The organism is Actinospineispora eucalypti (assembly GCF_039543365.1).
Classification (GTDB): domain Bacteria; phylum Actinomycetota; class Actinomycetes; order Mycobacteriales; family Pseudonocardiaceae; genus Pseudonocardia; species Pseudonocardia eucalypti.
In genome coordinates this window covers 335,748-349,757 of record NZ_BAABJP010000007.1, presented here as the reverse complement: position 1 = coordinate 349,757, position 14,010 = coordinate 335,748, and the positions used below count along the sequence as shown (strand labels likewise).

The 14,010-nt window shown below is 71.7% G+C and carries 10 protein-coding genes; 5 read left to right on the top strand and 5 right to left on the bottom strand.

From position 1 onward, the window contains the following. Positions 1-325 precede the first annotated feature (325 nt). Positions 326-3,232 (top strand): ABC transporter transmembrane domain-containing protein, encoded by a 2,907-nt coding sequence (locus ABEB12_RS09190; protein WP_221499088.1) that lies wholly within the window; start codon positions 326-328, stop codon positions 3,230-3,232. 60 nt (positions 3,233-3,292) lie between these two features. Here ABEB12_RS09190 and ABEB12_RS09185 read toward each other — a convergent pair whose 3' ends face one another. The 3 genes from ABEB12_RS09185 to metG all read right to left on the bottom strand — a co-directional run bounded on the left by ABEB12_RS09185 (position 3,293) and on the right by metG (position 6,908). Beyond that, a complete protein-coding gene (locus ABEB12_RS09185; RefSeq protein WP_185066689.1) occupies positions 3,293-3,979 on the bottom strand; it encodes a DUF559 domain-containing protein in 687 nt (228 codons plus the stop codon). A gap of 308 nt (positions 3,980-4,287) precedes the next feature. Continuing rightward, positions 4,288-5,124: a YchF/TatD family DNA exonuclease gene (locus ABEB12_RS09180; protein WP_185066690.1), complete on the bottom strand. Its 837-nt coding sequence runs from the start codon at positions 5,122-5,124 to the stop codon at positions 4,288-4,290. Then, complete coding sequence (gene metG / locus ABEB12_RS09175) at positions 5,121-6,908, bottom strand: methionine--tRNA ligase (RefSeq protein WP_185066691.1); 1,788 nt, start codon at positions 6,906-6,908, stop codon at positions 5,121-5,123. Before metG ends, ABEB12_RS09180 begins: the two co-directional genes overlap by 4 nt. An 89-nt stretch (positions 6,909-6,997) precedes the next feature. On the opposite strand from metG, the gene ABEB12_RS09170 reads away from it, so the two are divergent. Then, a complete protein-coding gene (locus tag ABEB12_RS09170) occupies positions 6,998-7,546 on the top strand; it encodes a dihydrofolate reductase family protein (protein WP_185066692.1) in 549 nt (182 codons plus the stop codon). 51 nt (positions 7,547-7,597) lie between these two features. On the opposite strand, the gene ABEB12_RS09165 is transcribed toward ABEB12_RS09170, so the two are convergent. Beyond that, on the bottom strand, positions 7,598-8,365 hold the full coding sequence (locus ABEB12_RS09165; RefSeq protein ID WP_185066693.1) for a VOC family protein: 768 nt from the start codon (positions 8,363-8,365) through the stop codon (positions 7,598-7,600). A 103-nt stretch (positions 8,366-8,468) separates the two neighbouring features. On the opposite strand from ABEB12_RS09165, the gene ABEB12_RS09160 reads away from it, so the two are divergent. Both ABEB12_RS09160 and ABEB12_RS09155 read left to right on the top strand, forming a co-directional pair. Next, the gene (locus tag ABEB12_RS09160; protein WP_185066694.1) at positions 8,469-9,659 is read left to right on the top strand and encodes an esterase-like activity of phytase family protein; all 1,191 of its coding nucleotides are present in this window, start codon (positions 8,469-8,471) and stop codon (positions 9,657-9,659) included. 506 nt (positions 9,660-10,165) lie between these two features. Next, positions 10,166-11,185, top strand: a complete 1,020-nt coding sequence (locus ABEB12_RS09155; RefSeq protein WP_345702683.1) for an LLM class flavin-dependent oxidoreductase — start codon at positions 10,166-10,168, stop codon at positions 11,183-11,185. Positions 11,186-11,514: 329 nt separating this feature from the next. On the opposite strand, the gene rsmI is transcribed toward ABEB12_RS09155, so the two are convergent. Beyond that, entirely contained in the window at positions 11,515-12,354 is an 840-nt protein-coding gene (gene rsmI, locus ABEB12_RS09150; protein ID WP_345702682.1) for a 16S rRNA (cytidine(1402)-2'-O)-methyltransferase, read from the bottom strand. Between the two features lie 171 nt (positions 12,355-12,525). Here rsmI and ABEB12_RS09145 point away from each other — a divergent pair, with 171 nt between their 5' ends. After that, positions 12,526-13,989 (top strand): dolichyl-phosphate-mannose--protein mannosyltransferase, encoded by a 1,464-nt coding sequence (locus tag ABEB12_RS09145; RefSeq protein WP_345702730.1) that lies wholly within the window; start codon positions 12,526-12,528, stop codon positions 13,987-13,989. Positions 13,990-14,010: the final 21 nt, after the last annotated feature.

Genomic DNA, 14,010 nt, shown 5'->3' with positions numbered 1-14,010 from the left:
TAGCTACACAACGGCCACCCCGAGGCCGTGACCAAAGACCGAGAGGATCGTTTGCATGAGCAGCTTCCGAATTGTGATCTCCGGCTCGAGCCGGGGTCGCCGGCGCGACGACGACGATGACTGTGACCGCCGCCGGAGGCGCCGTCGCCGGGACGACGACGACTGCCGCCGCCTGAAGCGTCACCGCCGGCGCTGCGACGACTGACCGCGGTGAACAGCACCGGCTCCGCCAGTTTGTCCCGCGCGCGCCGAACTGGGCGCGCGCTCGGCAAGCGCATCCCGCGCTAGAACTCTCCGCTGGCGGGGCCGGTGCACCCCAACCCCGATGGGCACACACAGACGCGGCCGAACTCCCCGAGAACCCGAACCCACCGACAACCCCGACGACCCCGACAACCCCGAGGCGCCGAACCCGACCTCGCTCCCCAGTCCGCTGGTGGACCTGGCCCCGACGGCCAGCATCCGGGCGATCTTCCGCCGGTTCTGGCCGGACACCCAGGGCTTCCGCCGCCGGATGGCCCTGAGCCTGCTGCTGGTCGCCGTACCGCCCGGGCTCGCCGCCGCCGGGATCTGGCTGTTCAAGATCCTGGTGGACGACGTGCTGACCGCCCGGAACATCTCCCTGTTTCCAATGGTCGCCGCCGCATTCGTGGCGATCACCATGCTCGAGGGCGTCGTCGGGTTCTTCGACGAGTACCTCAATGCGTGGGTCGCCGAACGATTCGTGCTGAACCTGCGCGGAAGAGTCTTCGGGCACCTGCAACGGCTTTCCCTGACATTCTTCGAGAAACGTCAGACCGGTGATCTGCTCGCCCGGTTGACCGGCGACGTGGCGGCCATCGAGCAATTGATGCTGTCCGGCCTCAACCAGGCGCTGACCTACGTATTCCAGATCCTTTTCTTCGGCGGCGCGCTGTTCATCCTGAACTGGCGGCTGGCGCTGGCCGCGCTGGCCGGCGCGCCGATCCTGCTGCTGCTGGGCCGGTTCTTCGCCCGGCGGATCAAGGCCGCCTCCCGGGAACGCCGCCGGCGGTCCGGCTCGATCAGCGCGGTCGCCGAGGAGAGCCTGAACAACACCGCGCTGGTGCAGTCCTACGACCGGGCCGGCATGGAGTCCGCCCGGTTCCACCGGGAGAACCTGGGCAGCTTCACCGCGCAGATGCTGGCCACCAAGCTGGAGGCGCTGTTCAGCCCGTTCACCGACCTGTTGGAGGCGGCGGGCGCACTGCTGGTGATCGCCCTCGGCCTGCGCGAGCTGATCGCCGGGCGGATCACCCTCGGCGGGCTGCTGGTGTTCATCGGCTACCTCACCCAGCTGTACGGGCCGATCACCGGCTTCGGCGACCTGGCCAACACGATCTTCGCGGCCAGCGCCGGCGCGGAACGGATCATCGAGGTGCTGGACGCCGAACCCGACGTGACCGACCCGGCCGACCCGGTCCCGCTGGGCCGGGCGCGCGGCGCGGTCCAGGTGCACCGGCTCGGCTTCCGCTACCCGGACAGCGCCCGGCCCGCGCTGGCCGAGGTCAGCTTCACCGTGGGACCCGGCGAGACGGTCGCCGTGGTCGGGGCCAGCGGCGCGGGCAAGTCCACCCTGCTGCACCTGTTGCTGCGGCTGTACGACCCGGGGGCCGGCGCGGTCACCCTGGACGGCGTGGACCTGCGCCGGATGCGGCTGTCCACGCTCCGCCGCAACCTGGCCGTGGTGCTGCAGCAGACCCTGGTCTTCGACGGCACGGTGGCGGAGAACATCCGCTGGGGCAAGCCGGACGCCACGCCCGCCGAAGTGGTCGCGGCGGCCCGCGCGGCCGACGCCGACCAGTTCATCACCGGCCTGCCCGGCGGCTACCACGCCCGGATCGGGCAGCGCGGCATGATGCTCTCCGGCGGCCAGCTGCAACGCATCGCGCTGGCCCGGGCCATGATCCGCAACGCGCCGGTGCTGCTGCTGGACGAGCCGACCACCGGCCTCGACGCGGTCTCCACCCAACGCGTGCTCGACCCGCTGCGCCGGGCGATGGACGGCCGCACCACCATCGTGATCTCGCACAACCTGCTCACCGTGGCCGACGCCGACCGCATCGTCTACCTCGACCGCGGCCGCGTACGCGGCTACGGCACGCACCCGGAGCTGATGGCCAGCTGTCCCGGTTACGCCCGCCTCTACCGCCTCCACCACCCCGACGCCGCCGTCCCGTTTCGTCCCACGCCCCACCCGAGGCGCACTCCGGCGATCCACGCCAACCCCGCCGCCCGCCCGACCCCACACCCCCGCCCGACACCGCACCCCCGCCCCAAGCCCAGATCCGCACCCGGGCCCGAACCGGTGCCCGCGACCCACACCCCGCCCCCACGCCCGCGAACCGCGAGACCGGCCCCGATCGCCATCTCCGGATCGCGCCAACTCCCCGACGCCACCCGACCCATCATCTCCGGACCACACCCACTCCCCGAACCCGTCCACACCGTCACCTCCGGACCACACCCACTCCCTGAACCCGTCCGCACCGCCACGTCCGGACCACACCCACTCCCCGAACCCGCCCGACCCGCCACCTCCGGACCGCACCAGCTCCCTGAACCCACCCGACCCGCCACGTCCGGACCGCACCAGCTCCCCGAAACCATCCGACTCGCCATCACGGAGCCCCCCATGTCGCCCAAGCACGCCCGAACCCCCAGCTCAGGAGCGCTCTCGCTGCCCAACCCCGCCCGGAGAGCAGACTCCGGAGCGCACGCGCGATCCGAACGCACCCGCAACACCACCTCCCGACCGCACCCACTGCCCGAACCCACCCCACACACCACCTCCGGACCACACCCGCTACCCGAACCCACCCCACACACCACCTCCGGACCACACCCACTGCCCGAACCCGCCTGGACCGTCAGCTCGGGATCGCACTCGCTGCGCGACTCCACCCGCACCGCAAACTCGGGAGCACCCGAGACGCCGCGGCCCGAACCGCTGTCCCCCGCCGGACACAACGAGCCCGCGCCAACACCCAGGCACCGCACCGAGCCGGCCACCAATGCCATACCGGCCCAGCCCTCGCCACGGGCGACGCCGGTACCGCTGACCCCGTTCGAACCCGAAACACGTCCGGTACCCAGCCAACTCCCGACGGCCGAGGGCCGCCCCTCCCCCTACCCACGCCCGCGCCCGCCCTCGGAGCCGATGCCGCTGCGCAACGAACCCGACTGGCTCTTCTCCGCCGAACCAGGGGCCTGACCGGCCCAGCCGGCCGTCGAGTGCTGGCCCAGTCCGATTTCGATCAAGAAAACACCGGACTCAGCCAGCACTCGGTGAGCGGCGGGCGAGCAGGGCACAGACCTTGCTCGCGGTTTGGTGGATGGCCCGCAGGTCGTTGTGGCCGAAGCGGAGGGTTTGCCAGCCGTAGCCGGACAGCCGGGTGTCACGTTCCCGGTCCCGTTCCCAGCGCCGGCGCTCCAGGTGATTGCGCCCGTCGTACTCGATGGCCAGCTTCGCCGAGGGGTAGGCCAGGTCCACCCTGGCCAGCACGAAGCCGTACTCATCGAGGATCTTGTACTGGACTTCGGGCCCGGGCAGGCCCTCCAGCACGAGCCCGACGCGCAGCCGGGTCTCCGCCGGTGACTCGGCCCTCGGGTCGGCCAGCTCGATCACGCGATCCAGCCGCCGGCAGCCCCGAGCTCCTGGCGTCTTCGCCCGACAGGTCAGCAGGTCCACCGGACGGAACGCGCCGAGACGGGCCAATGCGTCCACCGCCACCACCGCTTCCACCAGGTCCAGGCGTCTGGCGAGGTCCCAAGCGGTGCGTGCGGCGGTCGTCACGAGGCAGTTGTGCGCCTCGGCCACATCGGCGGGTTCGATGCGGTCGCGGCACACCCGCAGGCCTGGTTGGGCGTCCAACGCGTGTGGCAGAGCGACCTCGGCCGGTGCCCACTCCGGCGCGCAGTCGGCGCCGAGCATCGTGGCGGCGGAGTATCCGACGAGCACGCCACCTCGGTCACGGACCAACAGATACGCCGCCCGGGAGCGCGCGAACAGGTCCAACGAGGCAGTTGCGGGTGAGTAGACGTCCGGGAACACCCGCCGAAACCGTCCGCCATACAACTGATGCCGAGTGAGCACCCCGGCGCGAATCGCCTCGCTCCCCCGAAAAGGCCCCTCCAGCACTCACCAACCCTGCCCGACCCGCCCGCTCGACGTGGCCGTTTCGCCAAATCCGCGTCCAGTGCTGGCCCAGTCCGGTTTCGATCAAGAAAACACCGGACTCAGCCAGCACTCGGCGGGTGGGAGACGCCTTAGGGGATGCGGAAGATTCGGGTCGCGTTGCGGCGGGTGGCTTCGGCGAGGTGTTCCGGATCGGTGGCGCGCAGTTCGGCCAGGCCGCGCACGGTGTACGGGAGGGCGTAGGGCTCGTTGGCCTTGCCCCGGTGCGGGTGCGGGGTGAGGAACGGCGCGTCGGTCTCCACCAGGATCAGTTCCTCGGGGGCCAGCACGGCGGCCTCGCGCAGCTCGCGCGCGTTGCGGAAGGTGACCGTGCCGGCGAACGACATGTGGTAGCCGGCGTCCGCGCAGGCCCGGGCCAGATCCGGGCCGCCGGAGAAGCAGTGGAAGATCACGCCGGCGGCGGGGGCGCCCTCCGCGCGCAGCACCGCGAGCACGTCGTCGTGCGCGTCCCGGTCGTGGATCATGACCGGCTTGTCCAGCCGCTTGGCCAGGTCGATGTGCCAGGCGAACGCCTCGCGCTGCTCGGCCGGCTCGGCGCAGCCGTCCAGCTTCCCGGGCCAGTAGTAGTCCAGCCCGGTCTCCCCGACCGAGACCACGCCGGGCGACGCGGCCAGCTTCTCGATCTCCATGCGGGCCGCGTCGTCCAGGGCGTTCGCCCTGGTCGGATGCAGGGCGACGGCGGCGGACACCCTCGGATCGGCGGTGGCGGTGACCACCCAGCGCGCCGAGTCCAGGTCGTCCGCCACGGTCACCGCGCGGCCCACCCCGACCGCCTCCGCCCGGTCCATCGCCGCGCGCACGTCCTCGACGGTCACGCAGCCGCAGGCGTCCAGGTGGGTGTGCGCGTCGATCGCACCGATACCCGGCAACGGCTCCGGAGCCGGCGCCGGCTCCCGCCGCGCCGTCACCGGATCGGCGCCCACTCCGGGCCGGTCTCGCCCAGCTTCGGGTCCAGCTTGCTGAACAGCGGCGACGGCTTCTCCAGCGGCCGGCCGACCTCTACCGGCCTGGACTCCCACCGCGCCTGCTCGCCGGCGTAGTCCCCGGTCAGCACCGGGTAGTCCGGCCCCTCGCCGAGCTCGGAGACCTCCCGGATCTCCGGCTGCGCCGCCCACACCCCGGATCCGCCCAGCGCCTGGTGCACCTGCTGCGCCGAGTGCGGCAGGAACGGCGTGAGCAGGGTGTTGGCGTCGGAGACCACCTGCAGCGCGGTGTGCAGGACGGTGTCGCGGCGCTCGGGCTGGTCCTTGAGCTTCCACGGCTCGGAGTCGGAGATGTACTTGTTCGCCGCCGAGACCACCCGCATCGCCTCGCCCAGCGCCTGCTTGAACCGGCTGCGCGCGAGCAGCCCGCCGACCGTGTCGAACCCGGCCTTCGACGTGGCCAGCAGCGCGTGGTCGGCGTCGGTCAGCGTGCCCGGGCGAGGGATCGCGCCGACGTTCTTGTGCGCCATCGAGACGGACCGGTTGACCAGGTTTCCCCACTCGTTGGCCAGCTCGAAGTTGATCCGCCGGACGAACTCCTCCCAGGTGAAGTCGGTGTCCTGGTTCTCCGGGCCGGCCACCGAGATGAAGTAGCGCAGCGCGTCCGGGCCGTACTCCTTCAGGAAGTCACCGACGTAGATCACGGTGCCCCGCGAGGTGGAGAACTTGGAGCCGCTCATGGTGAGGAACTCGGACGAGACGATCTCGTCCGGCAGGTTCAGCGTGCCGAAGGCGCCCGGCGCGCCGCCCTTGTCCCCGGCGCCGTTCTGGCCCAGCAGCAGCGCCGGCCAGATCACCGAGTGGAAGACGATGTTGTCCTTGCCCATGAAGTAGTAGCCGGTGGCCTCCGGGTCGCACCACCACTGCTGCCAGGCGTCCGGGTCGGGACCCCGCCGGGCCCATTCGACGGAGGCCGACAGGTAGCCGATCACCGCGTCGAACCACACGTACAGCCGCTTCATCGGCAGGTCCCGCCAGCCGTCCAGCGGAACCGGCACGCCCCAGTCCAGGTCGCGGGTGATCGCCCTCGGCTTCAGGTCCTCGATCAGGTTGGCCGAGAACTTGAGCACGTTCGGGCGCCAGTCGCTCCGGGTGGCCAGCCACTTGCCCAGCGACTCGGCGAACGCCGGCAGGTCCAGGAAGAAGTGCTCGGTCTCCACGAACTTCGGCGTCTCGCCGTTGATCTTCGAGCGCGGGTTGATCAGGTCCGCCGGGTCCAGCTGGTTGCCGCAGTTGTCGCACTGGTCGCCGCGCGCGCCGTCGTAGCCGCAGATCGGGCAGGTGCCCTCCACGTAGCGGTCCGGCAGGGTGCGGCCGGTGGACGGGCTGATCGCGCCCATCGTGGTCCGGGGCACGACGTAGCCGTTGCGGTAGAGCGCCAGGAACAGGTCCTGCACCACCTCGTAGTGCGTGCTGGTGGTGGTGCGGGTGAACAGGTCGTAGGCCAGCCCGAGCCCCTGCAGGTCCTCCACGATGACCCGGTTGTACTTGTCCGCCAGCTGGCGGGCGGTCATCCCCTCCGCGTCCGCCTGCACCTGGATGGGCGTGCCGTGCTCGTCGGTGCCGGAAACCATGAGTACCCGGTTGCCCGCCATTCGCTGGTAGCGGGAGAAGACGTCGGAGGGCACGCCGAAGCCGGAGACGTGGCCGATGTGCCGTGGGCCGTTGGCATATGGCCAGGCCACGGCGGTCAACACGCGGGAACTCATGCCTACCAGCCTATGCCCGACCCACTAACGGGTTTCAGCGTGGCCGGTACACGCCCGTTTCTGTCAGGGGTTCCTGAGAAGCTGCCAGCATGCGAACCCAGTACTACACCGCCACCAGCATCGACGGCTTCATCGCCGACCGGGACAACTCGCTGGACTGGCTGCTCCAGTTCGGAGACGGTGACGACGACGTCTACAAGAAGTTCATCGCCGAGGTCGGCGCGATCGCCATGGGCTCGACCACCTACGAGTGGATCGTGAACCACCACATCAACGCGGACGCCGACCACCCGCGCCCCTGGATGTACAGCCAGCCGAGCTGGGTGTTCAGCAGCCGCGAGCTGCCGGCGATTGCCGACGCGGACGTCCGGTTCGTGCGCGGCGACGTGCGCCCGGTGCACGCGGCGATGACCGAGGCGGCGGCCGGGAAGAACATCTGGGTCGTCGGCGGCGGCGACCTGGCCGGCCAGTTCCACGACCACGGCCTGCTGGACGAGCTGATCCTGGGGGTCGCACCGGTGTCCCTCGGCGGGGGCGCGCCGCTGCTGCCCCGGACCATCACCAAGGGGATGCGGCTCACCGAGGTTCGCCAGGAAGGCCCGTTCGCGCTGCTCAGCTACCGGCTCGAGCGCGGCTGACCGACGTTGCCGGCGGGCCCGGGCGGCGGTTGCCCGGGCCCGCCGGGCGGGTCAGGCCAGTTCCGCGTGCACCATGAAGGTCGCGCCGAACGGGTCCGCCAGCTCGGCCATCCGGCCGAACGGGGTGTCCTGGGCGGGGCCGAGGACCCGGCCGCCGCCGCGCTCGGCGGTGGCGGCCGCCGCGTCCACGTCGGCCACCGAGAAGTACCCCACCCAGTGGCTGGGCGTGCCCTCCGGGGCGCCGGTCAGGTCGCCGATGCCGCCCACGGGCCGGCCGTCCACGGCGAACGTCTGGTAGGCCGGCGGCGCACCCTCCACCGGTCCGTAGGTGTAGCCGAACACCGAGGCGTAGAAGCTCCGGCCGGCGTCGGCGTCGGTCAGCCGGGCGTCCTCCCAGGCCAGCGCGCCGGGCTCGTTGAAAACCTGCAGGCCGGTGGTCTCGCCGGCCTGCCAGACGCCGAACACCGCGCCCGTGGGGTCGGTGGCGATCAGCATCCGGCCCTTGTCCCCGACGTCGCCCGGCTCCATCAACAGGCCGCCGCCGTTATCGGCGATCAGCTTGGCGGTGGCGTCCACGTCGTCGGAGGCCAGGTAGAGGGTCCAGGCGGCGGGCTGGCCCTCCTCGAACTGGGGGCCGATCGCGGCCGGGGCGCGGCCGTTGACCTGCGCGATGTGGTAGTTGCCGAAGTCGGCACCGGTGTCCACGTAGGTCCAGCCGAACAGCGATTTGTAGAACTCGGCGGCGGCCGGCACGTCCGGCGCGCTCAGGTCGATCCAGCAGGGCGTGCCGGCGGGCCACGGGGTGTCGCGGGTGGGCATGAGCGGTCCTTCCAGGTTTGTGGGTGGCCAGCCAAGCACCGGACCCTGACAAAACCGGGCCCCGGACACCTGATGTTCACCGGGGCCTGAGAACGTCCGGACCATGAGGCAACCGCTCCTCGCCGCCGCGCCCGTGCTCGCCGCGATCATGCTCGCCGGCTGCGCGGGCCAACCCGACAAGCCGGTCGCGCCCCCGGTGACCGTGCTCGCCGACGCCGCCCTCGCGCGCACCCCGCTGGCCACGATCCGGCCGGTGGCCGACGACCACGGCATAGCCCTGGGCGGCATCGGCAGTGACCTCTACCCCGGGGACCGGCCGGACGAGTACTGGTCGATCACCGACCGGGGGCCGAACGGCCAGGTCAAGGTGGACGGCAAGCAGCGGCGCACCTTCCCGGTGCCCGACTTCGACCCGGCCCTGCTGCGGCTGCGGGTGGACGGCGGGACGCTGCGCGTGGAACAGGCCATCCCGATCACCACCACCGACGGCCGGCCGGTCACCGGACTTTCCAACACCCCCGGGCACGACGAGGCACCGTACGACCTGACCGCCCGCACGCCGCTGCCCTACAACCCGAACGGTCTGGACCCGGAGGGCATGGTGCGCACCCCCGGCGGCGAGTTCTGGCTGTCCGAGGAGTACTCGCCCTCGCTGCTGCGGCTGTCCGCCACCGGCACCGTGCTGGCCCGGTACGTGCCGGCCGGCCTGAGCCTGCCCGGGGCGGGTTACCCGGTGTACCCGACGCTGCCCGCCGAGCTGAGCCGCCGGCAGCAGAACCGGGGGTTCGAGGCGCTGGCCCTGGCCCCGGACGGGGACACCCTGTACGCCGCTCTGCAGAGCCCGCTGGACCCGCCGCCCGACGAGGGCCGGGAAGTCCGCCTGCTGGCCTTCGACACCCGGACCGGGCAACCGGGCGCCGAGTACCGCTACCCGCTGGAGGACGTGAACACCTTCGACCCCTCCGCCAAGGGCAAGCAGAACGACATGAAGATCAGCGCGCTGGCCTGGTACGGCCCGGACCGGCTGGTGGTGGACGAGCGCACCGACAAGGTCGCCAAGCTCTACCTGTTCAACCTGGCCGACCAGCGCAAGACCCCGCTGGTCGATCTCACCGCCACCGTGCCCGGGCTGCCCGAGAAGATCGAGGGGATCGCCGTGCGCGACCCCAGGACGATCGCGGTCGCCTGCGACAACGACTTCGGCATGACCGACGGGCCGGACGCGTTCGGCCCCGACGGGCGGTCGCGCGACTCGGGCAAGCCGTCGCGGCTGCTGGTGCTGAGGCTGCCCTAGCGCCGAAGGCGCGTGCGGAACACACAGCGCCGAAGGCGCTGGCCGCGGGTGCGGTCGGTGCGGGTCTTGAAGATCAGCTTGGACGGCCCCGGTTGGGTGATCTGCCGCGATTGAAGTACTGGCCCGTCACGTTGTTCTCGTTTGTCACTTTGGTTTCGTCAGATGCACATGGCAGGGCTTGCAGCAAGATCAAATCCCTATGGTGTACATCTCGCGAAACGCAAGTGACGAGTGGGGCTGTGGCAGGGGAGGTTCACGATCATCAGGCCCTGACGGCCGTTTCTGGTCGACCGAACCCCAACCGGCCCGGCCCGAGCCGCGGCAGACCACCCAACCGGCGCCGTCCAAGCCGATTTCCCCGCCCCCGCCGCACCCGCATCCCACCCCGCCGCGAACGGGCACCCAGGCGAAGACATTCACCGAACAAACCCGAGTTTCAACAGGCCCTAGGCGCGTGCGGGATTTACAACGGGAAGATCTCGGCGGCCGCTGACGTTGCCATCAAGGTGGCACGCTCCGAGCTCCCCGACATCCCGCTGTCCGTGCTCGACCTCGCGCCGGTCGGCGCCGGTTCGCACGCCGGCGCGGCCCTGCGCGACACCATCGAGCTGGCCCGGCTGACCGAGCGCCTAGGCTTCCAGCGGTTCTGGGTGGCCGAGCACCACAACATGCCGGGCATCGCCAGCTCCGCGCCCGCCGTGCTGCTGGCCCACCTGGCCACCGCGACCGAGCGGATCCGCCTCGGCTCCGGTGGCGTGATGCTCCCCAACCACGCGCCGCTGGTGGTCGCCGAGCAGTTCGGCATGCTCGAGGCGCTGCACCCCGGGCGGGTGGACCTGGGTATCGGCCGCGCCCCCGGCACCGACCCGGTCACCGCGCAGGCCCTGCGCCGCCGGGCCGACGCGCTATCCGTGGACGAGTTCCCCGAGCAGCTCACCGAGCTGATGGGCTACTTCGTCGGGGCCAGCCAGCGGGGCGTGCTGGCGGTGCCGGGGGCCGGCAACCAGCCGGACGTGTGGCTGCTGGGCTCCAGCGGGTACAGCGCCCAGGTGGCCGGGCTGCTCGGACTGCCGTTCGCGTTCGCGCACCACTTCTCGGCGGCCAACACGCTGCCCGCGCTGGCCCTCTACCGCGAGCGGTTCCGCCCCTCGGCCCGGCTCAAGGAGCCGTACGCGCTGGTCGCCGCGTCGGTGCTGGCGGCCGAGGACGACGAGCGGGCGCGCTACCTCGCCGGTCCCGGCGCGCTGTCCTTCCTGCGGCTGCGGCAGAACAAGCCCGGCCAGGTGCCGACCCCCGAGGAGGCGGCCGACTACCCGTACTCCGACCTGGAGAAGGGCTTCGTCGAGGAACGCATGGCCAGCCAGATCATCGGCGCCCCCGACACGGTGCTGAAGGGCATCACCGAACTCCTCGAAAGCACCCAGGCCGACGAGCTGATGATCACCACCCTCACCCACGGCGCGGCGGACCGCCGCCGCAGCTTCGAACTGGTCGCCGAGCTAGCCGGGTTGCCGGCCCCGACGTAAGAGCGGTGCCGGTTCTAAAGACGACCCGGACAACGGAGGGGCGGCCTGCCGTGCCTTGAGTGCCGCTCGTTGCGTTCTCTCGTGGGGGTTTGACCTTGGCTCGTGCCCCACCATGTTCCCTCGCGCAACGGATGGGGCGAATGGGACGCGGGCTCGTCCGTCCGAATGATCAATTCATCCTCACCGACATTACCGACCCGCAAAACGTCTCCCACGATGAATTGACCATGGAAAACGGCACCGGGAAACCCCGGCTCCGCAACGCAACAGGCCGTGCCCGGCCACGGCAGGCCGCCCGGCCGCGCCGTCCAAGCCGTTCTTGAACCGCTCTACTCCAGGGCCGCCTGGTAGAGGTCGCGGGATCGGACGCCGGCGTCGGTGGCCACCGCGCGGGCGGCGTCCTTGAGGCGCTCTCCGGCGGCGACCCGCTCGCGGACCCGCTCGGCCAGCGCCTCCAGCGAGGCAGCCGGGGCGACCGCGCCGCCGAGCACCACGGTGATCTCGCCCCGCACCTCTTCCGCCGAAGCCCACTCCCGCAGCGAACCCAGGGTGCCGCGCAGCACCTCTTCGTAGGTCTTGGTCAGCTCGCGGCACACCACGGCCGGCCGGTCGGCGCCGAGTACCTCCACCGCGTCGGCGAGCGTGGTCGCCAGCCGGCGCGGCGACTCGAAGAACACGCAGGTCCGGGACTCCGACGCCAGCACGGTCAGCCAACGCCGCCGCTCGCCGGGCTTGCGCGGCGCGAAACCCTCGAAGCAGAACCGGTCGCTGGGCAGCCCGGAGACCGCGAGCGCGGTGGTCACCGCCGAAGGCCCGGGCAGGCAGCTCACCGGCAGCCCGGCCGCCACGCAGGCGCCGACCAGGCGGTATCCCGGGTCGGACACCGACGGCATGCCGGCGTCGGTGACCACCAGCACGGTCCGCCCCTCGCCGATGGCCCGGACCAGCTCGGGGGCGCGGGAAGCCTCCACCGCGTCGTAGTGGCTGACCACCCGGCCGGTCACCGGGACCCCCAGCGCGGCGGCCAGCGTGCGCAGCCGGCGGGTGTCCTCGGCGGCCACCACGTCGGCCGTGCCCAGCGCCTCGACCAGCCGCGCGGACGCGTCCGCGGGATTGCCCAGCGGGGTCGCGGCCAGCAGCAGCCGGCCCTCGCCGGCACCCTCACTCACGACTCGCGAGCTTAGAGACATCCGGCAGGTGTCCGGCCGGTGCGGGGCCGCCCCCTACGATCAGAGGCCGTGGCGAGCCTGCTGGAGACCGTACGGCCGACCCAGCGGGCGCACCTGAGCCGGTTGGGCGCGTCGCCGAGGGGCGCGCGCGGGTTCCCACTGGACCGGCCGATGCCCACCGACCGGCTGCGCGGGTGGCTGGTGGCGCTGGGACTGGCCCTCATCGGCGGCGCCCTGCGGTTCTACCGGTTGGGGTTCCCCACCGACGAGGGCACGCCGGTGTTCGACGAGAAGCACTACGTGCCGCAGGCCTGGCAGATGCTGCGCAACTTCGGCGTGGAGGACAACCCCGGGTACGAGCTGGTGGTGCACCCGCCGCTGGCCAAGCAGCTGATCGCCATCGGCGAGGCGGTGTTCGGCTACGACGGGTTCGGCTGGCGGTTCTCCGCCGCGCTGGCCGGCACCGTGTGTGTGCTGCTGGTGGTGCGGATCGCGCGGCGGCTGACCCGGTCCACCCTGTTCGGCGCGCTGGCCGGACTGCTGCTGCTCTGCGACGGGGTCAGCTTCGTGCAGTCCCGGATGGGCATGCTGGACATCTTCCTGACCGTGTTCGTGCTGGCCGCGTTCGGCGCGCTGCTGGTCGACCGGGACGATGCGCGCGCCCGGATGGCCAAGGTGGTGGCCGAGGGCCGGGTGCACGACACGCCCTACGGGCCGCGCCTGGGCGTGCGCTGGTGGCGGTTCGGCGCCGGGGTGCTGATCGGCATGGCCTGCGCGGTGAAGTGGTCCGGGGTGTACTGGGTGGCCGCGTTCGGCGTGCTGTGCGTGCTGTGGGACCTGAACGCGCGGCGGGCCGCCGGGGTGCGCCGGCCGTGGGTGGGCACCGCGGTGCGCGACCTCGGGCCGGCGCTGTGGGCGCTCGCCCTCGTGCCCGTGCTGACCTACCTGGCCGGCTGGTGGGCCTGGTTCGCCAGCGAGACCGCCACCGACCGGTACGAAGTGGGCCGGGGCATCGGCACCGGCGGCCCGTGGGCCTTCCTGCCGGACGCGCTGCGTTCGCTCTGGTACTACAGCTCGCACGTGCTGTCCTTCCACACCGAGCTGCACACCAACAAGGCCGACCCGCACCCCTGGGAGTCCAAGCCGTGGGCCTGGCCGATGAGCCTGCGCCCGATGCTCTACTACTACTCCGGCGAGGGGCACGGCTGCGGCGCGGACGACTGCGTGAGCGCCACCATGCTCATCGGCACGCCGGCGCTGTGGTGGGCCAGCCCGGCCGCGCTCGGCTGGTCGGTGTGGCGGGCGGCCACCCGGTTCGACTGGCGGTACGCGGCCATCCTGGTGGGCTACGGCGCCGGGTACCTCCCGTGGTTCCTCGAGATCGACCGGCAGATGTACTTCTTCTACGCCACCACCATGGCGCCGTTCCTGGTGCTGGCGATCACCCTGGCGCTGGGCGAGATCCTGGGCAAGGCCGGGTCGGGCGCCGAACGGCGGGCCACCGGGCTGCTGGTCGTCTCGCTCTACGTGGGTCTGGCGGTGGCCAACTTCGCCTGGATGTGGCCGGTCATGGTGGGTGACTCGATCACCGTGGCGCACTGGAACGCCGAGATGTGGCTGCCCTCCTGGCGGTAATCCGTAGCCGCGCACACTAAG